Raw genomic sequence first — 24,700 nt, 5'->3', positions numbered from 1 at the left:
TTAACGTTTCTTATATTGAGAAAGTAATTTTATGTTCAATTACTTTAATACTCATCTTCATTCCAGAGATAGTCTTCGTCTGTCGGATAATCTGACCAGATTTCTTCAATGGAATCGTAAGAGTCGCCTTCGTCTTCTATCGCTTGTAGATTTTCAACAACTTCCAAAGGAGCTCCTGTTCTAATAGCGTAGTCAATTAATTCGTCTTTTGTTGCTGGCCAAGGCGCATCACTTAAATATGATGCTAATTCTAATGTCCAATACATTTCTTAGTGTGTTTATTTTTTGCAAAAATAAAATTATAGTTCAAAAAGTCAAGAAAAAATCGAATTAATTAAATAATAATTTAAAAGAACTTACATTTTCAATCGTTTAAGCCTATAGAACTGATACTCTATTCTGCAAAGTGGTACTTCTAGGATTCTTTCTTCGGAATCCATTTTACTTCTTCGGCTTGCAAATCATATGACAACTTTCGTGCCAACACAAACAGGTAGTCAGAAAGTCGGTTTAAGTACTTTAAGCTTTCGGGTTGAAATGGTTCCAAATCATTAAGCGCACTAGCTAAACGTTCTGCTCTACGGCATACACAGCGTGCAATGTGACAGAATGACACGGTTTGATGTCCTCCAGGCAATACAAAGTGAGTCATAGGCGGCAATGCTTCGTTCATAGTATCCATTTCCTGCTCTAATCTTGTAATGTCGGCTTCAGAGATCTTCGGAATATTGAGTCGCTCTTTTCCACTTTTAAGCATAGCTTTTTCAGGATCGGTTGCTAAAATAGCACCAACGGTAAAGAGTTTATCCTGAATATCCATTAATACCGCTTTGTAATGCTGGTTGATCTCCTGATCGCGTATGAGACCGAGATGTGAATTCAATTCATCTACAGTTCCGTAGCTGTCAATTCTAATATGATGTTTTGGAACTCTGGTGCCACCAAAGAGTGCAGTTGTTCCTTTGTCTCCTGTTTTTGTGTAAATTTTCATAGACGCAAGTTAAACGTTTTAATTGAAAACTATTTTGTATAAAGTTTTAAAATTATACTAAAATCACTCCTAGATTCCAACTCATATGAAATACTATAGAAGGGATAAACGATTTTGATTTATGATAGAGCAGTGCAGATATGAGTCCGCCAAAACAAGCAATATAAGTTAAATGAAAATCTAGGATGAAAAATTCAGAATCTGGATAAAATAAACCTATAAAGGGAAAGTGGATGATGGCAAACAAGAATGAAGACAATATAACGGCAAACAAGGGTTTAATGTGTTTGTTTAAACCGTTTTGAATATAACCACGAAAAAATAGTTCTTCTGCCAGCGGAATGAAAACTACTATTGCCAGAGCTTTCCAAATACTGATGTCTGCTGAAATAAAATCGAAAACGATGGCTTTATCATCGTTGAAAATTACATTGTAAACTTTATTTAAAGGCTGCTGGACAAAAACATATGAAGCTCCTAAGGCTAAACCAATAAGTAAATAGCGATAAGAGATTTTGAAGGAGGTGAATAGTGATTTTTTATTCACTAGATATAATAACAGTAAAATACATAGTGTTTCTATTACAGAAGCTGTTAATAAATAGAATTTGTAAAATGATTCATCAAGGACACTAAAAAAGATTTCAAGAATGACATAGCTTTTTGCTTCTAGAAAGACAAGAAATAGCAAGGTTGCCAGAACATATTTTAATATCCTCATTAAGGGTGAAACATACTTATCGCTTAAAACGACGTTTATTAAACATCGAATCTTTATTGCGACGTTCGCGAAGACGTTGATTGTTTTTACTAATCATCTTGATCATCATAAAAAAACCGACAATTAATAAAATCCAGAGCATCGTGTTTTGTTATTAGTTTCTTGTATCACTTTCAACAATACCATCTCGAAGTCTGATGATACGACTGGCATGAGCAGCAATATCTTCCTCATGCGTTACCATGATTACAGTATTTCCTGCTTTATGAATATCATCAAAAAGTGCCATGATCTCATGACCTGTTTTTGAATCCAGGTTTCCTGTAGGCTCATCGGCTAAAATGATAGACGGTTTGTTAACCAGAGCGCGACCAACAGCCACACGCTGACGTTGTCCACCAGAGAGTTGGTTGGGTTTGTGATCCATACGATCGGCAAGACCAACATCTACTAAAACTTCTTCAGCTCTTTTATTACGTTGGGATTTTGATGCACCAGCATAAACCATTGGTAAAGCTACATTGTCTAAAGCTGTAGTTCTTGGTAATAGGTTGAACGTTTGAAATACGAAACCAATTTCAGTATTTCTAATTTCAGCAAGCTCATCATCACTCATCTGACTTACATCTTTTCCATTAAGAATATACGTTCCTGAAGTTGGCGTATCTAAGCATCCCAGAAGGTTCATTAGCGTTGATTTCCCCGAGCCAGATGGTCCCATGATGGCAACATAATCACCAGTTTCGATATCTAAATCAATACCTTTTAATACATGAACGGTTTCTTGACCAAGTTGAAAATCACGAATGATATCTCTAATTTCAATAACGTTTCCCATACTGGAATATACTTTTAAAGTGATGTTCTGCAAGATACAGATTTCACTTCATATGACGCAATACATTAACTCTTGTTACAATCTGATAACGAAATTTTCTTTGGCTTGCTCTTTTCTGAAGCATACAAATCCCCAAAAAAAAGTGTCAATAGTGACAGTGACCTTAGGATGGGCTTTGATGGTGTCCCATGCTTCGACCATATCTTTCGACCAATGGATATCATCAAAAATAAAAACAGAGTCGTTGTGAGCAGTATTCAATAATTCATTAAAGTAGCGGAGTGTTGCTGTTTTGTTGTGATTCCCATCAAAGAAGATAAGGTCATAGCTATTGTCTTTTAACTTCGGAAGAATGGTTTCAAACGAGCCAGTTTTGATAGTTACATTATTGACATTGAAATTGGAAAGTTGTTGCTGAGCGATTTCAGCACAATTTGGGCAACCTTCAATAGAAAGAATATGATTTGTTTCATTGCCTAGTGCCATAGCTTGTGTGGCTATTCCTAATGAGGTACCAAGTTCTAGCGTTTGCTCAGGTTGAAAATAATGTGCAATTCGATAAAGTAATTCAGCTCTTTTTGCTGTAGTTCCAGAGGTTTTAGCAATAGCTTTTACAGCTCTTGAATTGGATTTGAAGACTCTGGAGCCTGAACCAAAATCGGTGATGTCAATAACTTGGTCATTGCTTAACAAAAATGACCTGTACTCTGAAAGTTGAGCATAAGCATCATATCTTGTGTTGTCATAAAAGCATTTGGTCACCAGATCATATACAAAAGGGGAATGCACTCCATGTTGATTGGTAGATTTAAATAAGAACGTTATGTATTCAATAATTTGAAACATGATTAGGATTCAAACTTTTCAGATAATTCAAACCATCGCATTTCTTTTTCCTCGATATCCTCAATAATGACCTGAAGTTGTTGTGACAGATCGTTTATTTGGTCTTGTGACAAAGACGTATCGTTGAACTTTTCTTCCAAGGCTTTTTTATCCAGTTCTAAAGAACGAATCTTGCTTTCCAGATTCTTATATTCCTTTTGTTCGTTGTAGCTTAATTTATTGGCTTTGTTTTGATCTTCTTTTTGTTCTGAAACTTCTATATTGGATTTTTCAGCTTTGGTTTCCGGAGGTTGCGATGCATCATATTCGCGATAATCAGAATAGTTGCCCGGAAAATCTTGTACTTCACCATTACCTTTAAATACAAATAGGTGATCAACAATTTTATCCATAAAATACCTGTCGTGAGATACCACAAGCAAGCAGCCTGGAAAGTCGAGTAGGAATTCTTCCAAAATATTTAATGTAACAATATCAAGATCGTTAGTTGGTTCATCCAGGATTAAGAAATTAGGATTCTGAATTAAAACAGTGCACAAATACAATCGTTTTTGTTCGCCACCACTGAGTTTTTCAACATAATCGTGTTGCTTTTTTCCGTCGAAAAGAAACCGCTCTAACAATTGTTTTGCGCTAATTTGTCGTCCTTTAGTTAGTGGAATATACTCGCCAAATTCCTTGATAACATCAATCACTTTTTGCTCAGGCTTAACCTTAATACCACCTTGCGTGTAGTATCCAAATTTTACGGTATCACCAATAATGATTTTGCCTGTATCAGGTTGAATACTATGGGTTAGCATATTGAGGAATGTTGATTTTCCTGTTCCGTTCTTACCAATAATACCAATGCGTTCACCACGTTTAAAGACATATTCAAAACCTTTGAGGATGACCTTGTCCTCAAATGCTTTTGAGACATTGTGGAATTCAACAATCTTACTGCCTAGGCGTTCCATGTTGATTTCCAATTGAACTTTGTGGTCTTTTCTACGTTGGTGCGCACGCTTTTTTATATCTGAAAAATCATCAATTCGTGATTTGGATTTGGTGGTTCGTGCTTTAGGTTGACGACGCATCCATTCCAATTCTTTTTTGTAAAGTTGTTTTGCTTTACCTGTTTCTACTTGTTCCTGAGCAATGCGAGACTCTTTGTTTTCAAGGTAGTATGAGTAATTTCCCTTGTAGGTGTATAATTTACCATGATCAAGTTCTATAATCTCATTACATACACGTTCAAGAAAGTAACGGTCGTGTGTCACCATAAACAATGTAAACTGTGCTTTTGCAAAATACTGCTCCAGCCATTCAATCATTTCAAGGTCTAAATGGTTAGTTGGTTCGTCAAGGACTAAAAGGTCAGGATTACTAATCAGAGCTTGAGCCAGCGCTAATCGTTTTATTTGTCCGCCAGACATCGTACTGATCTTTTGGTTGAGATCCTCTAATTTGAGTTGTGACAGGATTTGTTTGAATTGTAGTTCAAATTCCCATGCGTTATGAATATCCATTTGCTCAAAAGCTTTTTGGTAAGCTTCTGTGTTTTCTGGATGCTGCAATGCTTTTTCGTAGTTTTCAATAATTTTTAACTGAGGGGAATCTGAATTAAAAATAGTATCATTGATGGTTAGGTTTTTGTCGAATTGAGGAGATTGTGATAAAAACGAAATTCGCAACCCATTACGCATCACAATTTGTCCGGAGTCTGGTGAGTCGGCTCCAGACAAAATATTAAGGATAGAGGTTTTGCCACTACCATTTTTTGCAACAAAGGCTATTTTGTCATCTTTATGGATGCTAAATGAGAGGTTAGAAAAGAGCTCTAATTCGCCATAAGATTTTGATATGTTTTCTACAGTTAAATAATTCAAGATAATTTTTTTACAAAGAAAACGATAATACTCAAAAAAACGATGAATAGTTTTGATATTAATAGTGATAGGCTATATTTGTGAAGTAACAAGAGACTACATAATGAATAAAGTTTTATTTATTTTTATTATCCTGGTGGGCGTTTTGATCTCATCATGTGTTCCACACAAGAAAATTGTCTATCTCCAAAATAAAAGTGCAGCCACAGACTCCATACAAATGGTAAAAGAGAGTCCGAAGCCTTATCGAGTTCAAATTAATGATATTCTAAATATTAGAGTAAAAGCCTTAGACCAGAAGTCAGTATCAATTTTTAACCCAATTGGCGAAGATGTTCTTAGTGCAAGTGGCGAAGAACGAGCCTATTTTGATGGTTTTACTGTAGATGTGCATGGTCAAATCAGAGTTCCAGCTTTAGGCAAGATTAGCGTGTTGGGATATACCACTGAAGAGATTGAAAACATGTTAGAGAAGAAGTTGTTAGAGCAAGAATTTAAAGAAACTGCTAATATATTTGTAACTGTAAAGTTATCAGGTTTGCGTTATACAGCGACAGGTGAAATTGGATCTCCAGGAACACAGGTAGTATATCAACAACGAATGAATATTTATGAAGCTATTGCCAACGCTGGAGAGATTCCAACAACAGGTGATAAGACAGATGTTCAGATTATCAGGCAATATCCTACAGGTCAAAAAATTCATCATCTTGATTTAACAGATAGAAATGTGATGAATTCGCCATACTATTATATCCAGCCCAACGACATGATTTATGTGAAGCCTATAAAGCAGAAAACATGGGGTACGGGTACCACAGGACGAGAAAGTCTTACAGCAATATTTTCTGTGCTTTCAGTAGTAACTACCATTATTTTATTAATAAATCGATAATTTATGAGTCAAGGTGATTATACAGATTACAATGATATGGATGTGTCATCTAAAGGATTGGCTTTCGATTTTAGAGGCTTTCTATTTAAGGTATTAAACCTTTGGAAATTTGTATTGATAAGTGTAGGTTGTGCATTGATCTTAGCTTACTTCATCAACGTAAGAAAACAAAATGTTTATCGATTAGGCTCCCTTATTTCAGTAGAAAGTGATCAAAATCCATTTTTTACAGCAAACACGAGTATTTCCTTTAATTGGGGAGGTGTTTCTGGAAAGGTCGGGAAAATAATGACCACTGTACGAACCAGATCGCATAATGAAAAGGTTATTGATTCCTTGCAATATTACATGACCTATATGGTACAAGGGAAGTACAGAATGGTAGATATTTATAAGAATGCGCCATTTAGAGTAGCACTGGATTTATCAAAACCTCAAATCTTAAATAAACCCATTGGAGTCAGAATTTTAGACGAAAATAAGTTTGAAATATTTACAGAGTATGAAGGCAGATCTGCTCAGGCACAGGTGTATGACGATTCAAAGCAGATTTACAGAATAGAAATTCCTTCTGGACCATTCACTCAGGTTTATAAGTTTGGTGAAAAAGTGGATTTACCATTTTTTAAAGGGGTGGTTCATTTAAAACCTTCAAGTTCTAAAGTTAAAAAGGGTGAGTATTTTTTAAGGTTTAGTAAGTTTGATGACGTTGTACACAAATATCAAATTGGAGTAAAAATAAGTCCTTATTCAAATTCTTCATCTGTTTTAAGGCTTTTATTATCAGGTAATAACAAACAAAAAATTGTTGATTATTTAAATGCAACAGCAGCCATCTTAAGTGAGTTTGAACTTGAGAGAAAAAATCAATATGCAACAAATACCATACGTTTTATAGATAGTAGTTTAAATGCAGTAAATCTGAATTTAAAGGAGATTACTGGAGAAATGAATGACTTCAGACAAAACAATAAAGTGTTTAACGTAAGTGAAGAAATGGCCCAAGTCTCGAGTCGTCTAAAGGATTTGGATTTAGTAAAAGAACAAGAAAGAGCTAAATTGAATTACCTCAATTCACTAGAAAATTATCTATCTACAAAAAACAATTACACAGAAATTGCAGCTCCTACGTCGGTTGGTATTAATGAGATGAACATATTAAATGGTGTTTCAAAGATCACTTCATTAGCGTTAGAGCGTCAAAACCTGGAGTATACAACAAAGGAGGGCTCATCTATATTTAAAGATCTGGATAGGCAAATTACTTCTGCTAAAAATGTTTTATTAGAAACCGTTAGTGCTACAAAAACTACAATTAATGAGCAGCTTAGAACTATAAATTCAAGCATTGCCAATTTAGAATCTAAACTTAGTGACTTGCCAACAGATCAGCAGCAGTTTCTAAAGATTCAAAGAAAGATGGATATAAGCCAGGAGGCCTATGACGTGTATCTGGCAAAAAAGAGTGAAGCAGAAATAGTTAGAGCGGCTAATGTTTCAGATATTGCCATTATTGATGAAGCTAAAGATATTGGTAATCCGCCTATTGGTCCAAACAAGACCTTAAATTATATGATGGCCTTGATGGTTGGTTTTTTTACACCAATGTTATTGATTTTCATCATTTTTCTTCTAGACAATACCATCCATGGATCTGATGAGGTTGAGCAACTATCAAATATTCCAATTCTGGGATTGATAGGAAAGTATAAATATAAGAATAACCTAATTGTTTATGAAAAGCCAAAATCTGCTGTAGCTGAATCTTTTCGTGCAATTCGTTCAAGTTTACAATTTATATACAAGCGACAAGAAGATCAAGATAAAGGTAAAACGCTAATGATTACTTCATCTGTAAGTGGTGAAGGAAAAACGTTTTGCTCAATAAACATTGCCACGGTTTATGCGTTATCAGGAAAAAAGACAATTTTATTGGGTCTTGATTTACGTAAACCAAAAATCTTTGATGATTTTGATATTAAGAATGATAAAGGTATCGTGAATTATCTTATTGGAGAAAGTGAATTCGATAAGGTGAAGCATATTTCTCACATAGAAAATTTGGATATTGTTCCTTCAGGTCCAATTCCTCCAAATCCTTCAGAATTATTGATGGGTGATTATCTTAAGGATTTAATTACTAAGTTGAGGCTGGAGTATGATATGATCATTTTAGATACACCACCATTAGGATTAGTAACTGATGCTCTTGAATTAACCCAATATGCGGATGCGTCAATTTTCATGGTGAGGTTAGATTATACTAAAAAAGGAATGTTGTCATTAATTAATGCCAAGTATAAAACAGGAGAAGTAAAGAATATTAGTTTTGTATTAAACTTCTACAAGCATAAAACAAATCACAACTATGGTTATGGTTACGGTTATGGTTACGGTTATGGCTACGGTTATGGTGTGTATGGAAATGCATATCATGAAAAAGATGAAACTAAGTTTGGAAAGATGATGTCTCGTTTTAAAAGGTTTTTAAAGCGATTATAAAGTGATTACAAGGCACCAATTAATACAGAAGCGCATTTTTGATTTGATATTATCCTTATTGCTTTTTCCAATATTAATTGTGCCAATAGTTTTTTTAATTATCATTTCAACAATAGACACTAATCAATTTGGATTGTTTTCACAATCGCGAATAGGGCAGCATGCTAAACCATTTAAGATTTTTAAAATTAGAACACTTAAGGCTGAGGAACATATTTTAGGGCAATTGGATTTAAGTGCGACACGCTTTGGTAAATGGTTGAGACAGTATAAATTAGATGAGCTTCCTCAAATAGTAAATGTGCTTATTGGAGACATGAGTTTTGTTGGGCCAAGACCAGATGTGAAAGGTTTTGCTGATGAACTTGTTGGTGAAGACCGTATCATATTAAAATTAAAACCAGGTATTACTGGTCCGGCAACACTAAAATATAGAAACGAAGAAGACATATTGTCTAAGCAATCAGACCCAGAAAATTACAATAGAACGATTATTTGGGTAGATAAGGTTGAAATCAATAAAAAATATGCCCGAAATTGGAGTTTTTATTTAGATTTGAACTTTCTTATAAAATCGATAATTAATTGATAATGAATAGTAATAAAAAAATCACAATATTAGGTCTTGGATATGTTGGATTGCCATTAGCAGTTGAATTTGCAAAAAAATATATGGTAGTAGGTTTTGATATCAATGAAAAACGTATCAAAGAACTAAGAGATGGTGTAGATAAAACGCTAGAGGTTGAGAATAATCATCTCATGTCTGTTTTAAGTAAAGACTCTAACAGTACCTCGGGTTTATATATATCAAATGATATCAAGGATATAGCAGATTCTAATATCTACATTGTTACTGTTCCAACTCCTACAGATGCATTAAATAAACCTATTTTCACTCCGTTAATCAAAGCAAGTGAAACAGTGAGTAGTGTCTTAAAGAAAGATGATATTGTAATTTATGAGTCTACCGTATATCCAGGAGTAACAGAAGATATCTGTGTTCCTATATTAGAGGAGCAATCTGGATTGAAATTCAATGTGGACTTTTATGCAGGATATTCTCCAGAACGAATTAATCCAGGAGATAAAAAGCATACAGTAACTAAAATACTCAAGGTTACATCAGGTTCTACACCTGAAATAGCCAAAGTTGTTGATGATCTTTATAAATCGATAATTACAGCTGGCACCCATTCTGCGCCTTCTATTAAAGTAGCTGAAGCTGCTAAGGTTATTGAGAATTCCCAGAGAGACATAAATATTGCTTTTGTTAATGAATTGTCCAAGATTTTTAGATTATTAGATATCGATACAAAAGCTGTTCTGGAAGCTGCTGGAACCAAATGGAACTTTATAAATTTCACTCCAGGTCTTGTTGGCGGACACTGTATTGGTGTAGATCCGTATTATCTGGCTCAAAAAGCTATTGAATCTGGTTATAATCCAGAAATCATTCTTGCAGGACGAAAGATGAATGATAGTATGGGAGGTTATGTAGCACAAGAGACTGTCAAAATGATGATTAAAAAGGGAGCAAGGATCAAAAATTCTAATGTGCTTGTTTTAGGAATTACATTTAAAGAGAATTGTCCAGATATTCGAAATTCAAGAGTGATTGATATCATTCGAGAATTTGAAACCTTTAATGTTAATGTTGATGTTTATGATCCATGGGCTTCAAAAGATGAAGTTTCCGAGGAGTATGGTTTTGATTTATTGTGTGATCAATCCAAATTAAGAACAGATTACGACGCTATTGTTTTAGCAGTATCTCATAATGAGTTTTTAGAATTAGATTTAAATAAATTGAAATCTGATATATCAGTTATATTCGATGTAAAATCATTATTACCAAAACACACTGTAGACGCAAGATTATAATGTATAACAATAAATACCATTCTGAAGACTTAAGCCAATTGTCTTTTCTTGTTACAGGAGGAGGCGGTTTTATTGGGTCTAACTTAGTTGAATACCTTTTAAAATACAATGCGAAGAAAGTTAGGGTTTTAGACGACTTTTCTAACGGTCATCGTAAAAACTTAACAGAGTTTCATTCTAATCCGGCTTTTGAACTTATTGAAGGCGATATTAGAGACTTGCAAACCTGTAAAGATGCTGTAAAAGATATAGATTATGTCACACACCAAGCTGCTTTAGGTTCTGTACCACGATCTATTAATGATCCAGCAACAACCAATGCCGTTAATATTTCTGGTTTTTTAAATATGATGATTGCGATTAAAGATGCTTCGTCAGTAAAAAGAATGGTTTATGCGGCATCTAGTTCAACCTATGGCGATAGTAAAACTTTACCTAAAATAGAGGATCAGATAGGAAACCCGTTGTCGCCTTATGCGGTTACTAAATATGTCAATGAATTGTATGCAGATGTCTTCGGAAGAACGTACGACACTGATGTAATCGGATTGCGGTATTTCAATGTATTTGGTCCCAAACAGAGTCCAGATGGCGCTTATGCGGCAGTGATTCCTTTATTTATGCAAGCTCTGAAGGATAATCAATCGCCAAAAATAAATGGTGATGGAGAACAAACGAGAGATTTTACATTTGTAGATAATGCAGTGCAGGCAAATATCCGAGGGTTTTTTGCACCTAAAGAAGCTAAAAATCAAGTGTTTAATGTAGCATGTGGCGAGCGTATTAGTATTAATTATTTGTGGGATGCTTTAAAAGTCGCTGCAGGTTCTGATTTAGAAGCTATCTATGGGCCACCAAGACAAGGTGATGTTAGAGATTCTTTAGCCAATATTGATAAAGCTAACACATTACTTCAGTATGAGCCTCAATATACAGTTAAAGAGGGATTGAAAATTACATGGGATTATTTCACATCTTAATATACTGTTTAAAATATTATATGTTTTTCATCTCATAATATAGTCTGATTTCACTATATTTATTCCCCGAATAAAGACCTAAAAAAATCTAATTTTTTTGAAATTCGACCACAAAGAAGAATGGCTTTATACCATATCGGCCAAACGAAAGTTAATCAATATTAACTTCAAAGAAATATGGAGATACAGAGATTTATTAGTCCTTCTCGTTAGAAGAGATGTAGTTACTGTATACAAGCAAACTGTTCTAGGACCCTTATGGTATTTGATACAGCCACTATTTACTGCAATTACTTTTACATTGATTTTTAATAAAGTAGCTAATATTGATACAGGATCAATACCTCCATTTCTTTTCAATCTTGCCGGAATATCAATATGGAATTACTTTAGAGACTGTTTAAACTCGACATCTGATACGTTTAAAAGTAATGCTGGAATTTTTAGTAAAGTGTATTTTCCAAGAATTATAATTCCTATTTCTGTTGTAATTTCAAACTTGTTAAAGCTTGGCATACAGCTGTTTATATTACTGGTATTTTATATGTATTACTTATATGCAGGTTATGATCTGCATCCTGATAAGCTCCTATTATTCTTTCCTGTTTTAGTCATACTAATGGGGTTAATGGGATTAGGTCTTGGGATGATTATATCTTCTCTTGTAACAAAGTATAGAGATTTAAAATACTTGGTGAGTTTTGGAGTGCAACTCTTGATGTATACGTCTGCTGTAATGTATCCTATGAGTTTGATTTCAAAAAAATTACCAGATTTTGCATGGATTGTCGATTACAACCCTTTAGCATATATTATTGAAGGTGCGCGATATATGATTTTAGGCGAAGGTGATTTCTCAACAAACGGTCTTTTGTACACTGCTGGATGTACTATCGCTATTGCGTTTCTGGGTATTGTGATTTTTAATCGTACAGAGCGAAGTTTTGTCGATACTATTTAATACTATGGAGCAATTTAATCACTTCATCATCACACGGTTTAACATTAGGCAAAACATGTGGCAATCTGATAAAACAGGTAATCAGGTAAATGATGAGGTTTGGTTGAAAGATCGTTATGATTTATTTCAAAAGTATTGTGTGCCATCGATAACACATCAATCTGAAAAAGACTTTAAATGGTTGGTCTACTTTGATATAGATACGCCAAAAAGATTCAGAAAAATTAACCAGCAAATTATATCAGATCTACCGTGTTTTATTCCGAAGTATGTAAATGGTTTTAATGATTTTGAAACATCGTTGCCTTCGCACATTGTGGAAATGATCGATGAATCCACGACACATATTATTACCACCAGGCTTGACAATGATGATTGTCTTCATAAAGATACCGTTGCAGCTATTCAGAAGAATTTTCAACCTAAAAAACAACTTATAATTGATTTGACTCGTGGATTGACATTACAAGTAACCAAAGGTTATAGATTAGGATTGAGAGAAGGTGTTTTTTCAGGACCTTTCATTAGTTTAATTGAAAAAGTATCAGGCTCAGAATCACCTTTGACGGTTTATGATAGGGAACACACATCCTGGTATCCTGAAGTGCCAATTAAATCGTTGGACAAAGAGTTTTATTGGCTACAAATAATTCATGAGCGCAATGTATTAAATAAATTGAGTGCTAAACTCACCTCTAATAAGGTTTACTTGACTGGATATGAGTTCTTGCTCCCAATCAACTTTAAATGGACATATTACATACAGATCTTTTTGGAAAACATGTATTTTTTTAAAATTTTGAAGTATATTAAAAACAAAGTTAAATCTAAATTCTCCTCTAAATGAGCGATGTTATTCTAAAAGTAGAAAATATATCCAAGCAATACCGCTTAGGTCTGGTTGGTACAGGCACATTAAGTGATGATATGAAGAAATGGTGGTATCAGATCAGAGGTAAAGAAAACCCATTCCTAAAGGTTGGTGAGGTAAATGATAGAAGTGTGCAAGGCAGTTCTGATTATGTATGGGCTTTACAGGATATTAATTTTGAAGTTCAGAGAGGTGAGGTTTTAGGTATTATTGGGAAGAATGGTGCTGGTAAATCTACTTTGCTAAAATTACTTTCGAGAATTACAACTCCTACTACTGGAGTTATAAAAACAAAAGGACGAATTTCATCTCTTTTGGAAGTTGGTACTGGTTTTCATCCTGAATTAACTGGTCGTGAGAATATCTATTTAAATGGCGCTATTCTTGGGATGACTAAATCTGAAATACGATCAAAAGAAGAAGAGATTATCGATTTTAGTGGCTGTGATAGATATATAGATACACCTGTAAAACGTTATTCTTCAGGTATGAGAGTGCGATTAGCATTTGCTGTAGCTGCTTTTTTGGAACCCGATATTTTAATAGTTGATGAAGTGCTTGCAGTAGGCGATATAGAGTTTCAAAAGAAGGCTATAGGGAAAATGCAAGATATTAGCCAAGGGCACGGACGAACCGTTTTATTTGTAAGTCATAACATGAGTTCTGTTGAAAGTTTATGTACAGCTGGGATGGTTCTCAATAATGGTCGCATAGGATTTATGGGAAGTACTCAAGACGCTGTGAATTTTTACATAACGAATCGAAAGAAAAGCACAAATAATTATTTAGAGTTTAACGACAAGCTTAACGATTTTGTCGAAATTCACTCCATTGGTGTCAACAAGACTAAAGATGATATTTTTTCAGATGAAGATATCAATATTGAAATTTGTTTAACCTTGTTGAAAGATACAGATAAACGAGTTGATGTTGCCACTGCCATATACAATGAATCTGATCAATTAATTACAAATGTTGGTACAGGAATGATGAAAGACGCAGTGGTAGAAAGTGTAAAAGGTGTAAAGCAATGCATAAATATTTCTATTAAAAAACCGCAATTGAATGAGGGAATTTATAATATATTGCTGAGAGTGATAGAAAATAGAGCGAATGCGCCCAAGCTAAAAATAGAAGAAATAATATTATTTCACGTTAAGAAGAGTATTGGGCATAATAAAGTGTATTCAAAAGTAAAAGGATTTTTAAGTCCAGAAATCAATTGTAATAGAATTCAATGATAATTACAGATTCATTCGTCATGCTCAATTACCCAAAAACAGGAAGTGAGTTTGCACGAAAAATGATTGTTCAAGCATATAAAAGTAGACATTACTCGCTTCTGGAGAGGGTTATGTTTCGTTCTAAATTAAAGAAAAAACCTTATTTGATTATTAAGGAATTTCCTAATATAAGAGATACCTCAGCTAAAAGAGGTTTCCTGGATGAACATGGAATCTATAAACAAATACCAAATGAACATAGAGGAAAACAGATCATAAGTATTCGTAGAGATATTTACGATAGGTATATCTCACTTTATGAATTTAGAGATTGGGTAAAGTCTCCATGGTTGCCAAAAAAAGATTTAGATGAACGTTTTGATAATTATGAACAAATAACTTTTAGTGAATTCTTACATTTATTATATGAAGACAATCCTCGTGAACAACTTCCTGAAGTCAATAGAAAGTTGCCAATTGGCCCTGCAACATCTCAATTTATTCTGTTTTTCTTTAAAGAACCATTCAAAATTCTAAGAAATATTGACGATGCCTACATGAATTCAGATCAATATAAAGAGGATATGGCTCCAATTAAATTTTTAAAACAATCACATCTCAACGAGGATATCTTTAAATTCTTAAAGTCTAATGGTTTTAAGGAGAAAGATATAGAACCTATTCTCAATGCACCAAAAATTAACAACTCTACACCAATAGGTAAGTCGCGAGATGATTATTTTACACCAGATCTTTATGATTTGGTTAATAATAAAGAACGATTTTTATTCAAGATTTTAAATGATTTAGATGATTAATGTAACCAAAACATTTTTACCGCCACAAAGTGAATATCAATCACTGTTAGAAAGTATCTGGAAATCGGGCTGGATTACCAATAGAGGTGTTTTGGTAAGGCAATTGGAAAATAAATTAAGCACTTACTTAAATACTGAGCATGTGTTAGCTACTGCAAATGGAACTTTGCCCATACAAATAGCTATAAAGGCTTTAGGCTTGAAAGGCGAAATTATCACCACGCCATTTAGTTATGTGGCAACAGTTTCGAGTATTGTCTGGGAAGGCTGTAATCCCATTTTTGTCGATATTCATCCTGAATATCTTACAATAGACGACACAAAGATTGAAGAGGCTATAACTAAAAATACAACAGCAATTTTGGCAACTCATGTCTATGGAAATCCTTGTAATGTAAGAGCTATAGAAGTCATAGCTAAAAAGCATAATCTAAAAGTTATTTATGATGCTGCTCACTGCTTTGGAGTAAAATATAAGCAACAATCCATATTTAACTATGGCGATGTAAGCACCTGTAGTTTTCATGCTACTAAAGTGTTTCATACTGGAGAGGGTGGAGCTATTTTCGCCAGAGATAAAGACTTATTTGATCAACTATTTCTTCATCATAATTTTGGCCACTTTGGTAAAGAAGATTTTTTAAGTATTGGAATTAACGCAAAAATGAGTGAGTTACAAGGTGCAATGGGATTAGCTGTTTTGCCTTATATAGATGAAATTATCAATGGCAGAAAAACTGTTTTTGAAATGTATAGCCAGTTGCTGCCTCAAGATATACTTTTTAAAATCAGAGAGGGCACCCAATGGAATTATAGTTATTGTCCGATAATTCTAAAGAGTGAAAAACAACTTAAAATAATAGTCAAAAAACTAAGTGAGGAAGCTATTTTTCCCAGAAGATATTTTTATCCAAGCTTAAACAAATTATCGTATTTACCACATTCTGTTTGTAAGATATCTGAGGATATTTCCCAAAGAGTGCTATGCTTACCTCTTTATCCAGGTTTAGAGTTTAAATACGTTGAAAAGATTGCTGACATAATAAACAAAGAATTATGAAACGCATTTTGTTATTAGGTGGTTCCGATTTGCAGGTGTCGTTTATCAAAAAAGCTAAAGCGTTAGGAGTTTATGTGATTACATGTGACTACTTGCCAAATAATCCCGGACATCAATTTGCTGATGAATACTACAATGTAAGTACCACTGATAAGGAAGCTGTCCTTAATCTTGCATCTAAATTGAATTTAGATGGTATTTCTGCCTATGCATCTGATCCAGCAGCTACAACTGCAGCTTGTGTAGGCGAACATTTAGGTTTACCAGTAAACCCGTATAATGCTGTGGAAATTTTATCTAGAAAGGATTTGTTCAGACAGTTTTTAGAAAAGCACAATTTTAATACACCAGAAGCATCAGATTTTAATGATTATCAAAGTGCCAAAACATTTATAGATCAATTACAAAAAAAGGCAATCATTAAACCTGTAGATTCCTCAGGTAGTAAAGGAATATTCACAATCGTTCCAAATCAAAATTTCGAAAATGAGTTCGAAAGTGCATTAGGATTTTCAAGATGTGGTAAGGTTATAGTTGAAGAGTTTATTGAAAAGCAAGGCTTTCAAATTGGAGGTGACGGATTTCTGGTTAATGGAGAATTGGTTTTTAGGTGTTTTGGCGATATTCATTTTTCTTCAACAAATCCTCTCTTGCCTTGTTCTGTCAGTGTGCCAACATTGCATACCAAAGACATTACTGATAAGGTGCATCGTGAAATTCAAAGGCTGATGACACTGTTAGGAATGAAACAAGGAGGCTTGAATTTTGACATTATAATAGATAGTGATAATCAAATACATATTATTGAAATTGGTCCAAGAAACGGAGGGAATATGCTTCCAGAACTTATAGAGCACTGCACAGGAGTTGATATGAAATTGTATGCTATTAAATCTTGCCTAGGAGAAGATTGCAGTGACTTGAGAATGACATCAGAAAAACACTATTTTTCACATTATGTAGTTCACAGTCTAGAATCAGGAGTTTTACAAGGCATTGAAACTTCTGAAACGCTCAAAAATCATCTTATCTATGAGCATTATCGAGTTGGCAATGGAGACCCTATCAACCGATTTGAAAATTCATCAAACCGATTAGGCATGTTTTTGTTAAAGTATAACAACAAGGATGAAATGTTAGATATAATTGATAATATGCATGAACACTTAAAATTTCAATTCAATGAATCTTAAAAATGAAAACGTTTCTTTACGCTATTTAGAAGAGAAAGATGCGTATACCTCAGTGAAATGGAGAAATGATCCTAAAGTATGGGAGCTGACTGTAAGTGCACCTGATCGGAAAATTTTAATTGAAGATGAATTAAATTGGATTAAAAAAGTACGTTCTGAAGAAGATTCACATCGATTTGCTATCCTGTATAATGATACTTACGTTGGTAATATTCAATTAACCAATATTAAAGATGGTGAAAGCTATTATGGGATATTTATTGGTGATACTAATGCCTGGGGAAAAGGAATTGCAAGTAAAGCAGTTCCGTTGATTTTAAAGCAGGCATTTATTAATCTTAATCTTGATAAAGTTAAAATAAGAATTAGAATTAACCATCCTGTAATTTTTAGAGTACACGATAAACTGGGCTTTAAAGAAACGCATCGCGATGAAGAGTTGATATATATGGAATTAACTAAAGAAGCATACATCAATAATGCATAAGGCATTAATTCCATATCAAAAAAAAGAGGTTCAGGAGTTCACTAACAGGTCTTCATCGGTTAAGCCGTTGGTGTCAATAATTACAATAACATACAACCATATTGACTACATACAGCAGTGTCTGGATTCACTTATTAATCAAGATACTAATTTTGAATTTGAAATTTTATTAGGGGATGATTGTAGTAACGATGGAACTCGCGAACTATGCATCGATTATGCTAAAAAGTACCCTTCTGTAATAAGACTATTTCTTCATGAAAGAGAAAATAATATTGCTATAGACGGGAGACCATCAGGTCGTTTTAATTATGTGTACAATTTTACTAAAGCTAAAGGCAAGTATATAGCTGTTTGTGAAGGAGATGATTTTTGGGTAGACTCTAAAAAACTTCAAAAACAAATTGATTTTTTAGAAATAAACCCTACATACAGTTTTTGCTGGACGCGTTTTAATGTATTAAATAATAGCACAGGTGAATTGCAATTAGACTTTAACGGAAAGTATTTTTCTGATGATAGTGATATTGTAGATTTCGATTTTGAGCGTTCATTAAAAGGCTGGCATATTGGTAATCTTACACTTGTTTATAAAAAGGAATGGTTGGATATTAGTATTCATAATAAGTTTAAGTACTTCAGAGATATTTATATCATAGCTCAGTTGCTTAAAAAAGGAAATGGCGCATGTCTAAACTTTGTTGGAGCTCATTATCGTCAACATGGTTCTGGTATTCATTCATCAATTAGTGTGTTTGAAGGGTTTAAATTAGGCTATTTTACACACAGAGAAATCTACAAGGATAATGCTAAGAACAAATTTTTGAAACGAAAGTATCATTTGTCATTTCAAAACTATGTAAATGCACTTATTGTAGACAGACAATTACTTAAAGCTTTCCTATTAAATTTTAAATTTCTTTTCATTGTGGGAGATGTTATCTTATTTTTGAAGCATATCAAACGCATTGTTAAAGCTATTCTCCGTTAATTATGTCTATAAAGAAGCTTAAAATTGGTGTGGTTGTTGGAGAATTTCCAGCAGCTTCGGAAGCTTTTATTATAAATCAAATACATTTTCTTTTGAAAGAAGGACATGAGGTCGATGTTCTGGCAACACGTTCTGTAAATGTTAAGCTAGCAAGTTTCTTAAATAATGAGCTTTTAGATATATTAGATAAAACAATACTTTTTTCCAAAGAGAGTCTAATACCAAAACCAATAATTTCAAGACTGTTTAAAGCGTTGACTATTTTTTTTAGTAAAGGCGCTAGGCCATTTAGAGGAGAGTTAATCAGGAGTTTGAATGTGTTTAGATTAGGTAAAAAAGCATTAGGCTTAAGACAATTTTACAGAGCTTATTATAAATGGTATTTCGAATTTAAGTCCTACGATGTCATGCATATTCATTTTGGTGATAATGCAGTTCATTTATTAGATCAAATAAAAAATTATTCTAAGAAAACTGTAGTGACATTTCACGGTTATGACGTTCATAAATATGATATCAGTTTTTACAAGGATTTAGTTGCATTAAAAGAACTGAGTTTTACAGTAAATACTAATTTCACAAGAAACAAATTATTAAAACTTAATTTTGAAAATGACAGGATTACAACCTTACCCGTTGGTCTTGATACAACATTTTTTAAGCCTAACTTAGATTGCAAAGAAAGTACGTTTAGAATTTTATTTATCGGTAGGTTAGTGAAGTTCAAAGCCCCTTTACTGGCATTGAAAATAATGCATCAATTTGTGGAAAAGCATAATATTAAAGATGCTGAGCTAGTGGTTATAGGTGAAGGAGAGCAATATGACGTATGTCAATCATATATTGAGAAGCACAATATCTCTCAAATAATTAAATTGCTAGGGAGAAAGAATCAGGAAGATATCAAACTACTAATGGAACGCTCGTCGGTATTTCTGTTTCCTGGTATCATTGATGATAATGGAAGATGTGAAAATCAAGGATTGGTTATTCAAGAAGCGCAAGCCATGGGTTTACCTGTAATCATATCTGATGTTGGAGGAATGAATGATGGTCTGATTGATGGTGAAACCGGAATTATTGTTCCTGAAAAGAATGTAGATGGTTTTGTAAGTGCGATCTATAAATTATACACGCACAGAGCTATTCGTGATGAGATGGGTAAAGCTGCTAGAAATTTTGTTGTAAATCATTACGATAGTCGTATTTTAGGAGCGCAATTAATAAACCTATATACTAGTTAGAATCTTACTATGCAGTTTATCCTCAAGTTCATTAACAAACTCTTAAAGCTGTGGTACACATTTAATCTAAATAAGTTAGGATTGATGTTTGGTACCGATAAAGCAGATGGGCATTTTTATCTTCAACACTATCAAAAGCATTTCAGACCTTATAAATTTAAGAATATTAAGCTGTTAGAAATTGGAGTTGGAGGATATGAGCATCACGATTATGGAGGTCACTCGCTTCGTATGTGGAAATCATACTTTTGGCATGGGAAAATTCATGCTTTGGATATCTATGATAAATCTGCTTTGCAGGAAAACAGAATTAAAATTTTTAAAGGAAGCCAGGTTGACCTTAAATTTCTGGATAAAACTATTACAGAAATTGGAGATTTGGATATCATCATCGATGACGGGAGTCACATCAATGAGCATGTTATCACTACCTTCAAGCATTTATTTCCAAAACTTAAATCTGGTGGAATTTATGTTATAGAAGACACACAGACATCGTATTGGAAAGATAAAGGAGGTGACAGCGATAATATGAATAATCCAGAGACCATGATGAGCTTTTTTAAATCCCTTACAGATGGATTAAATCATAAAGAGTATGTCAAACCTGGTTATGAGCCTACTTATTTTGACGAGAACATTATTGCCATTCATTTTTATCATAATTTGATTTTTATTTATAAAGGGCAAAATGACGAACCATCAAACTTAATTGTAAATAATCAACGCGGTTAGCCTAACTATGAATCCTCAAGTTTCAATTATTATTCCTAATTATAACAGAGCTCGTCTTATTGGAGAAACGCTGGATTCTATTATAAACCAAACTTTTACCAACTGGGAATGTCTCGTAGTTGATGATGGAAGTACTGATGATAGTAAAACTGTAGTGGAAAATTATAGCGCTAAAGATGAGCGAATTAAGTTTTACAATAGACCAAAGGATTTACCCAAAGGCGCCAATGCATGTCGTAATTACGGATTAATAAAAAGCCAAGGACAATATGTAAATTGGATTGATAGTGATGATATATTTCATCCCTCTAAGCTTGAAAAGCAGTTACAAAAATTAATTCAGAATAAGAGCTTATACACGATATGTAAATCGTATGTTTTTGAAGATAATATTACTAATCTTATCGGACTTAAGTCTGATAGAATTGATTCCGAAGATCCATTTAATGATTTTATTTCTAAACGTATTATAATCCCTATTCAGGGGCCAATTTTTCAAAAGCAATTTTTAATTGATAATCAATTTCGTTTTGATGAGACGTTGCAAGCAGGACAAGAGTGGGAGTTTTTTGCGCGCATTTTACATAAATATCCCAATTACGATGTTGTTGATGAACCTCTGGATTATATAAGATCACATTCAGAAAATATTTCCAACAGTAGTGAAAATAACAAATATTGGCACTATTATCAGGCACGGAAAAAGCTTGAAGCTAAATTAGGTGCACAACTATCACCAGAGAGTAAGGACATCTTAAATCGTTTCTATCTTTTTATTTTTAAATATTTCATTAGAGACAAAAAACGCTATAATGCCTGGAAAGTTTGGTTTGAAAGTCTTATAAAAATTAAGAAATTAAGTATTAACGATCATATGTATCTTTTCTTAGGTTCGGTATTAAATACTATATTTAACAAAGGAGATGGTTTATTAAGTAAAGTTTCGCTTTATAATAAATAGAAAGCTCTATGTCTTTGTTGAAAAAAATCAAATTTAAACTTCATAAACTAAAACAGTTGGTATGGCATAAGTTATCTATGCAATCTGCTCATTTTTTTAATCCTACTGTAAGAGCTCAACTTAAAGACCCTAAAAGCATACCAATCATTATTATCAGTTTTAATCAACTATATTATTTGAAGCAGCTTATTGATTTCTTATTAGATTCAGGATATACAAATATTGTAGTTCTTGATAATGCTTCCACATATAAACCTTTACTCGATTATTTCAATGCTATAAAAGATCAGGTAAGTATTTATAAGAAGAAAGATAATACTGGTCATCTGTCATTTTGGAAAACAGATGAGGTTTTTAAAACATACAGCAAAGGATACTATGCGGTGACCGACGCTGATATTGTTCCATTAGCTGAATGTCCTGATAATTTTATGGAGGTATTTAGAAAGCTCTTAGATGAAGCTTATGATAGAACCAAAGTTGGATTCTCGTTGAAAATTGATGATATTCCTGATAGTAATTCAAATAAACCTCAAATAGTAAATTGGGAACATAAGTTTTGGACCTCTCAAATAAAACCCAATGTATACAAAGCCGAAATAGATACAACCTTTGCTTTATATCGTCCCAATTATAACTATAAACTCAAACACTTTACTAAAGGATGGCGAACTGATGCTCCTTACCAAGCTCGTCATGGTGGTTGGTATATCGATACCAATAGACTTACCGAAGAACAGGAATATTACATGAAAACGGCTAATGATTCTGCATCATGGCAAATTGATAATGAAGGCAATTTGGTCAATAAGATTCATCAAAAAATGTACAATCAAAATGAATAGAGCCAAGCCTTTAGTATCCATATGTATTCCTACTTTCAACGGAGAGTCTTACATTGCTGAAGCTATGGAAAGTGCAATAAATCAGGATTATGACAATTTGGAAATTGTGATCTCTGATGACGCTTCTAAAGACAATACCTTACAAATTATTGAGAGCTATAAAGCAAAGACCCAATGGCCAATTTATATACATCAGCACCAACCCGATGGCATTGGAGCAAATTGGAATCATTGTATCAAACAATGTCAAGGAGCTTTTGTGAAATTACTCTTTCAGGATGATATTTTACAACCTAATTGCATCTCTGAACTTATTCAATTGGCATTAGAGAAAGATACAGTTGGACTGGTATACAGCAATCGGGATTTTATTTATGAGAAGCGTACAGATCAAATCAATTACTTTATATCTAACTATAGTAATTTATTTCAATATTGGGAGTCTTTTGAGGTGAAACAAGGCATCTGTTCAGGAAGACAATATTTAAAAGATCCACAATTTTTGAATTCACCTAAAAATAAAATTGGAGAGCCTACTAATGTACTTATAAAAAGAGACTGTTTTGAAACGATAGGGTATTTTAATGAACATATGAAACAGACATTAGATACAGAATTTTGGTATCGCATTATGAAGTCTTTTGATATTGGGTTTGTAAATAAAAAACTAGCGAGCTTTAGATTACACGATGAGCAGGCAAGTTCTGTTAATAAAAGTAAGTCGCATGATGATAACCAGCTATTATACCATAGTTATTATAAAAATCTTTTTTGGTATTTACATCCTAAAAATCAATGGAAATTATTAAAATTATATCATCCTGTATTTCGATTTATGGTTCAGATAAAACGTAAATTTTCATGATACAGTCTTCTCCTTTTGTGACTATTGTTTTACCTGTTTATAATGGGGAAAACACCTTGTCGGAAACACTTAACAGTCTGTTGCATCAAAGCTATTCCAATTTTGAAATTCTTATTGGAATTGATGGAACTAAAGATAGATCGAAAGATATTGCTGAGAGTTTTAATGATGATCGTATTCGAATTATTGAAAATGAAATAAACCTTGGCTTAGGTCCAAATCTTAACAAATTAATATCAAATGCTTCTAGGCACTCTAAGTATATCGCAATGGCAGAGCAAGATGATATTTATACAAATACAAGAATAGAGAAACAGGTGGCTGTTATGGAGCAGAATACTGAGGTCGGTTTGGTTTCTGGTATTGCCGAATTTGTAAGCGATAGCGGAACATTATTGTTTCCTGATATTCTGGTACATGGAAATCAATTTCCCCAAGGTGTAGATTTATTTAAGTATTTGTATAAAAATCAACTCAAGGTAGTCAATACCTGTATGATGTTAAGGAAACAGGTTCATCTGGATAATGCATTGGTTTTTACAGATAGATATCCTAATATGAATGTAGATTGGGATTATGTTTTACGATTTTCGTTAGTATCAAATGTTTATGGGATTCCTGAAAAGTTGGTGACAATGAATAGGAAAGGTTCTAATACATCGGTAACCACTAATAAAAAGATGCAGCATGAAACCTCCAGACGATTGCTGTTGGATTTTAAAAAAGAATTTCCAGATTTAATCACAGCATCAGATTATAAAGACGCATTAAAATTCCATAGAAAAATAGAATTAGGTCATCATGGTAAACTTGGAATTCTATTGTATAGTATTTCATATTTTTTATTGTATTTTGATGCATATTTTTTAAAGTACCCATTGATGCGAATTAAAAAGTATTTTAACAAGTCTTAGCAGC

At 33.3% G+C, this 24,700-nt stretch carries 25 protein-coding genes; 19 read left to right on the top strand and 6 right to left on the bottom strand.

The annotated features are described in order from the left end of the window. Nucleotides 1-44: 44 nt before the first annotated feature. From Q0951_RS04470 to Q0951_RS04445, 6 genes are all read right to left on the bottom strand, one after another. Entirely contained in the window at nt 45-266 is a 222-nt protein-coding gene (locus Q0951_RS04470; RefSeq protein ID WP_010177336.1) for a DUF2795 domain-containing protein, read from the bottom strand. Between the two features lie 149 nt (nt 267-415). After that, entirely contained in the window at nt 416-991 is a 576-nt protein-coding gene (locus Q0951_RS04465; protein WP_299334772.1) for a cob(I)yrinic acid a,c-diamide adenosyltransferase, read from the bottom strand. 52 nt (nt 992-1,043) lie between these two features. Further along, nucleotides 1,044-1,712: a type II CAAX endopeptidase family protein gene (locus tag Q0951_RS04460; RefSeq protein WP_299334770.1), complete on the bottom strand. Its 669-nt coding sequence runs from the start codon at nt 1,710-1,712 to the stop codon at nt 1,044-1,046. A gap of 154 nt (nt 1,713-1,866) precedes the next feature. Continuing rightward, a complete protein-coding gene (locus Q0951_RS04455) occupies nt 1,867-2,550 on the bottom strand; it encodes an ABC transporter ATP-binding protein (protein ID WP_299334767.1) in 684 nt (227 codons plus the stop codon). Nucleotides 2,551-2,625: 75 nt separating this feature from the next. Further along, complete coding sequence (locus Q0951_RS04450) at nt 2,626-3,396, bottom strand: O-methyltransferase (protein WP_367179740.1); 771 nt, start codon at nt 3,394-3,396, stop codon at nt 2,626-2,628. A 2-nt stretch (nt 3,397-3,398) separates the two neighbouring features. Continuing rightward, nucleotides 3,399-5,267 carry an ABC-F family ATP-binding cassette domain-containing protein gene (locus Q0951_RS04445; protein WP_299334764.1) on the bottom strand — a complete coding sequence of 623 codons (1,869 nt, stop codon included), beginning with the start codon at nt 5,265-5,267 and terminating at the stop codon, nt 3,399-3,401. Between the two features lie 103 nt (nt 5,268-5,370). Here Q0951_RS04445 and Q0951_RS04440 point away from each other — a divergent pair, with 103 nt between their 5' ends. The 19 genes from Q0951_RS04440 to Q0951_RS04350 all read left to right on the top strand — a co-directional run bounded on the left by Q0951_RS04440 (nt 5,371) and on the right by Q0951_RS04350 (nt 24,696). After that, a complete protein-coding gene (locus Q0951_RS04440) occupies nt 5,371-6,162 on the top strand; it encodes a polysaccharide biosynthesis/export family protein (protein WP_299334761.1) in 792 nt (263 codons plus the stop codon). Nucleotides 6,163-6,165: 3 nt separating this feature from the next. Then, nucleotides 6,166-8,664 carry a tyrosine-protein kinase family protein gene (locus tag Q0951_RS04435; RefSeq protein ID WP_299334758.1) on the top strand — a complete coding sequence of 833 codons (2,499 nt, stop codon included), beginning with the start codon at nt 6,166-6,168 and terminating at the stop codon, nt 8,662-8,664. 1 nt (nt 8,665) lies between these two features. Next, on the top strand, nt 8,666-9,253 hold the full coding sequence (locus Q0951_RS04430; RefSeq protein WP_299334756.1) for a sugar transferase: 588 nt from the start codon (nt 8,666-8,668) through the stop codon (nt 9,251-9,253). Between the two features lie 2 nt (nt 9,254-9,255). Then, a complete protein-coding gene (locus Q0951_RS04425; RefSeq protein ID WP_299334753.1) occupies nt 9,256-10,548 on the top strand; it encodes a nucleotide sugar dehydrogenase in 1,293 nt (430 codons plus the stop codon). Continuing rightward, a complete protein-coding gene (locus Q0951_RS04420; RefSeq protein WP_299334751.1) occupies nt 10,548-11,528 on the top strand; it encodes an SDR family oxidoreductase in 981 nt (326 codons plus the stop codon). Before Q0951_RS04425 ends, Q0951_RS04420 begins: the two co-directional genes overlap by 1 nt. Nucleotides 11,529-11,625: 97 nt before the next feature. After that, a complete protein-coding gene (locus Q0951_RS04415) occupies nt 11,626-12,489 on the top strand; it encodes an ABC transporter permease (protein ID WP_299334748.1) in 864 nt (287 codons plus the stop codon). Nucleotides 12,490-12,544: 55 nt separating this feature from the next. Continuing rightward, a complete protein-coding gene (locus Q0951_RS04410) occupies nt 12,545-13,336 on the top strand; it encodes a glycosyltransferase (RefSeq protein ID WP_299334745.1) in 792 nt (263 codons plus the stop codon). After that, nucleotides 13,333-14,601 (top strand): ABC transporter ATP-binding protein, encoded by a 1,269-nt coding sequence (locus tag Q0951_RS04405; RefSeq protein WP_299334743.1) that lies wholly within the window; start codon nt 13,333-13,335, stop codon nt 14,599-14,601. The genes Q0951_RS04410 and Q0951_RS04405 overlap by 4 nt, the downstream gene beginning before the upstream one ends. Continuing rightward, nucleotides 14,598-15,401 (top strand): sulfotransferase domain-containing protein, encoded by an 804-nt coding sequence (locus tag Q0951_RS04400; RefSeq protein ID WP_299334741.1) that lies wholly within the window; start codon nt 14,598-14,600, stop codon nt 15,399-15,401. The genes Q0951_RS04405 and Q0951_RS04400 overlap by 4 nt, the downstream gene beginning before the upstream one ends. Then, nucleotides 15,394-16,461 carry a DegT/DnrJ/EryC1/StrS aminotransferase family protein gene (locus Q0951_RS04395; protein ID WP_299334739.1) on the top strand — a complete coding sequence of 356 codons (1,068 nt, stop codon included), beginning with the start codon at nt 15,394-15,396 and terminating at the stop codon, nt 16,459-16,461. Before Q0951_RS04400 ends, Q0951_RS04395 begins: the two co-directional genes overlap by 8 nt. Then, a complete protein-coding gene (locus Q0951_RS04390) occupies nt 16,458-17,654 on the top strand; it encodes an acetyl-CoA carboxylase biotin carboxylase subunit family protein (RefSeq protein ID WP_299334736.1) in 1,197 nt (398 codons plus the stop codon). Before Q0951_RS04395 ends, Q0951_RS04390 begins: the two co-directional genes overlap by 4 nt. After that, nucleotides 17,644-18,141, top strand: coding sequence for a GNAT family protein (locus Q0951_RS04385; protein ID WP_299334733.1), 498 nt, complete (start codon nt 17,644-17,646; stop codon nt 18,139-18,141). The genes Q0951_RS04390 and Q0951_RS04385 overlap by 11 nt, the downstream gene beginning before the upstream one ends. Next, nucleotides 18,134-19,132 (top strand): glycosyltransferase family 2 protein, encoded by a 999-nt coding sequence (locus Q0951_RS04380; protein ID WP_299334731.1) that lies wholly within the window; start codon nt 18,134-18,136, stop codon nt 19,130-19,132. Before Q0951_RS04385 ends, Q0951_RS04380 begins: the two co-directional genes overlap by 8 nt. 2 nt (nt 19,133-19,134) lie before the next feature. Continuing rightward, nucleotides 19,135-20,376: a glycosyltransferase gene (locus tag Q0951_RS04375; protein ID WP_299334729.1), complete on the top strand. Its 1,242-nt coding sequence runs from the start codon at nt 19,135-19,137 to the stop codon at nt 20,374-20,376. A 9-nt stretch (nt 20,377-20,385) separates the two neighbouring features. Beyond that, a complete protein-coding gene (locus Q0951_RS04370) occupies nt 20,386-21,111 on the top strand; it encodes a class I SAM-dependent methyltransferase (protein WP_299334726.1) in 726 nt (241 codons plus the stop codon). Nucleotides 21,112-21,118: 7 nt separating this feature from the next. Further along, nucleotides 21,119-22,072: a glycosyltransferase family 2 protein gene (locus Q0951_RS04365; RefSeq protein WP_299334724.1), complete on the top strand. Its 954-nt coding sequence runs from the start codon at nt 21,119-21,121 to the stop codon at nt 22,070-22,072. Nucleotides 22,073-22,080: 8 nt separating this feature from the next. Then, nucleotides 22,081-22,917, top strand: a complete 837-nt coding sequence (locus tag Q0951_RS04360) for a glycosyltransferase family A protein (protein WP_299334721.1) — start codon at nt 22,081-22,083, stop codon at nt 22,915-22,917. Next, nucleotides 22,910-23,782 carry a glycosyltransferase family 2 protein gene (locus Q0951_RS04355; protein WP_299334718.1) on the top strand — a complete coding sequence of 291 codons (873 nt, stop codon included), beginning with the start codon at nt 22,910-22,912 and terminating at the stop codon, nt 23,780-23,782. The genes Q0951_RS04360 and Q0951_RS04355 overlap by 8 nt, the downstream gene beginning before the upstream one ends. Continuing rightward, nucleotides 23,779-24,696 carry a glycosyltransferase family 2 protein gene (locus Q0951_RS04350; RefSeq protein ID WP_299334717.1) on the top strand — a complete coding sequence of 306 codons (918 nt, stop codon included), beginning with the start codon at nt 23,779-23,781 and terminating at the stop codon, nt 24,694-24,696. Before Q0951_RS04355 ends, Q0951_RS04350 begins: the two co-directional genes overlap by 4 nt. Nucleotides 24,697-24,700: the final 4 nt, after the last annotated feature.

The organism is uncultured Psychroserpens sp., from assembly GCF_947501425.1.
Taxonomy (GTDB): domain Bacteria; phylum Bacteroidota; class Bacteroidia; order Flavobacteriales; family Flavobacteriaceae; genus Psychroserpens.
The sequence above is the reverse complement of the archived record's forward strand: the minus strand, read 5'-3'. Positions and strand labels throughout refer to the sequence as shown.

Excerpts from the sequence above, each read along its gene's own strand:
- Q0951_RS04470 (WP_010177336.1), bottom strand. The coding sequence starts at position 266 with ATGTATTGGACATTAGAATTAGCATCATATTTAAGTGATGCGCCTTGG.
- Q0951_RS04465 (WP_299334772.1), bottom strand. The coding sequence starts at position 991 with ATGAAAATTTACACAAAAACAGGAGACAAAGGAACAACTGCACTCTTT.
- Q0951_RS04460 (WP_299334770.1), bottom strand. The coding sequence starts at position 1,712 with ATGAGGATATTAAAATATGTTCTGGCAACCTTGCTATTTCTTGTCTTT.
- Q0951_RS04455 (WP_299334767.1), bottom strand. The coding sequence starts at position 2,550 with ATGGGAAACGTTATTGAAATTAGAGATATCATTCGTGATTTTCAACTT.
- Q0951_RS04450 (WP_367179740.1), bottom strand. The coding sequence starts at position 3,396 with ATGTTTCAAATTATTGAATACATAACGTTCTTATTTAAATCTACCAAT.
- Q0951_RS04440 (WP_299334761.1), top strand. The coding sequence starts at position 5,371 with ATGAATAAAGTTTTATTTATTTTTATTATCCTGGTGGGCGTTTTGATC.
- Q0951_RS04435 (WP_299334758.1), top strand. The coding sequence starts at position 6,166 with ATGAGTCAAGGTGATTATACAGATTACAATGATATGGATGTGTCATCT.
- Q0951_RS04425 (WP_299334753.1), top strand. The coding sequence starts at position 9,256 with ATGAATAGTAATAAAAAAATCACAATATTAGGTCTTGGATATGTTGGA.
- Q0951_RS04420 (WP_299334751.1), top strand. The coding sequence starts at position 10,548 with ATGTATAACAATAAATACCATTCTGAAGACTTAAGCCAATTGTCTTTT.
- Q0951_RS04410 (WP_299334745.1), top strand. The coding sequence starts at position 12,545 with ATGTGGCAATCTGATAAAACAGGTAATCAGGTAAATGATGAGGTTTGG.
- Q0951_RS04405 (WP_299334743.1), top strand. The coding sequence starts at position 13,333 with ATGAGCGATGTTATTCTAAAAGTAGAAAATATATCCAAGCAATACCGC.
- Q0951_RS04400 (WP_299334741.1), top strand. The coding sequence starts at position 14,598 with ATGATAATTACAGATTCATTCGTCATGCTCAATTACCCAAAAACAGGA.
- Q0951_RS04395 (WP_299334739.1), top strand. The coding sequence starts at position 15,394 with ATGATTAATGTAACCAAAACATTTTTACCGCCACAAAGTGAATATCAA.
- Q0951_RS04390 (WP_299334736.1), top strand. The coding sequence starts at position 16,458 with ATGAAACGCATTTTGTTATTAGGTGGTTCCGATTTGCAGGTGTCGTTT.
- Q0951_RS04385 (WP_299334733.1), top strand. The coding sequence starts at position 17,644 with ATGAATCTTAAAAATGAAAACGTTTCTTTACGCTATTTAGAAGAGAAA.
- Q0951_RS04380 (WP_299334731.1), top strand. The coding sequence starts at position 18,134 with ATGCATAAGGCATTAATTCCATATCAAAAAAAAGAGGTTCAGGAGTTC.
- Q0951_RS04375 (WP_299334729.1), top strand. The coding sequence starts at position 19,135 with ATGTCTATAAAGAAGCTTAAAATTGGTGTGGTTGTTGGAGAATTTCCA.
- Q0951_RS04370 (WP_299334726.1), top strand. The coding sequence starts at position 20,386 with ATGCAGTTTATCCTCAAGTTCATTAACAAACTCTTAAAGCTGTGGTAC.
- Q0951_RS04365 (WP_299334724.1), top strand. The coding sequence starts at position 21,119 with ATGAATCCTCAAGTTTCAATTATTATTCCTAATTATAACAGAGCTCGT.
- Q0951_RS04360 (WP_299334721.1), top strand. The coding sequence starts at position 22,081 with ATGTCTTTGTTGAAAAAAATCAAATTTAAACTTCATAAACTAAAACAG.
- Q0951_RS04355 (WP_299334718.1), top strand. The coding sequence starts at position 22,910 with ATGAATAGAGCCAAGCCTTTAGTATCCATATGTATTCCTACTTTCAAC.
- Q0951_RS04350 (WP_299334717.1), top strand. The coding sequence starts at position 23,779 with ATGATACAGTCTTCTCCTTTTGTGACTATTGTTTTACCTGTTTATAAT.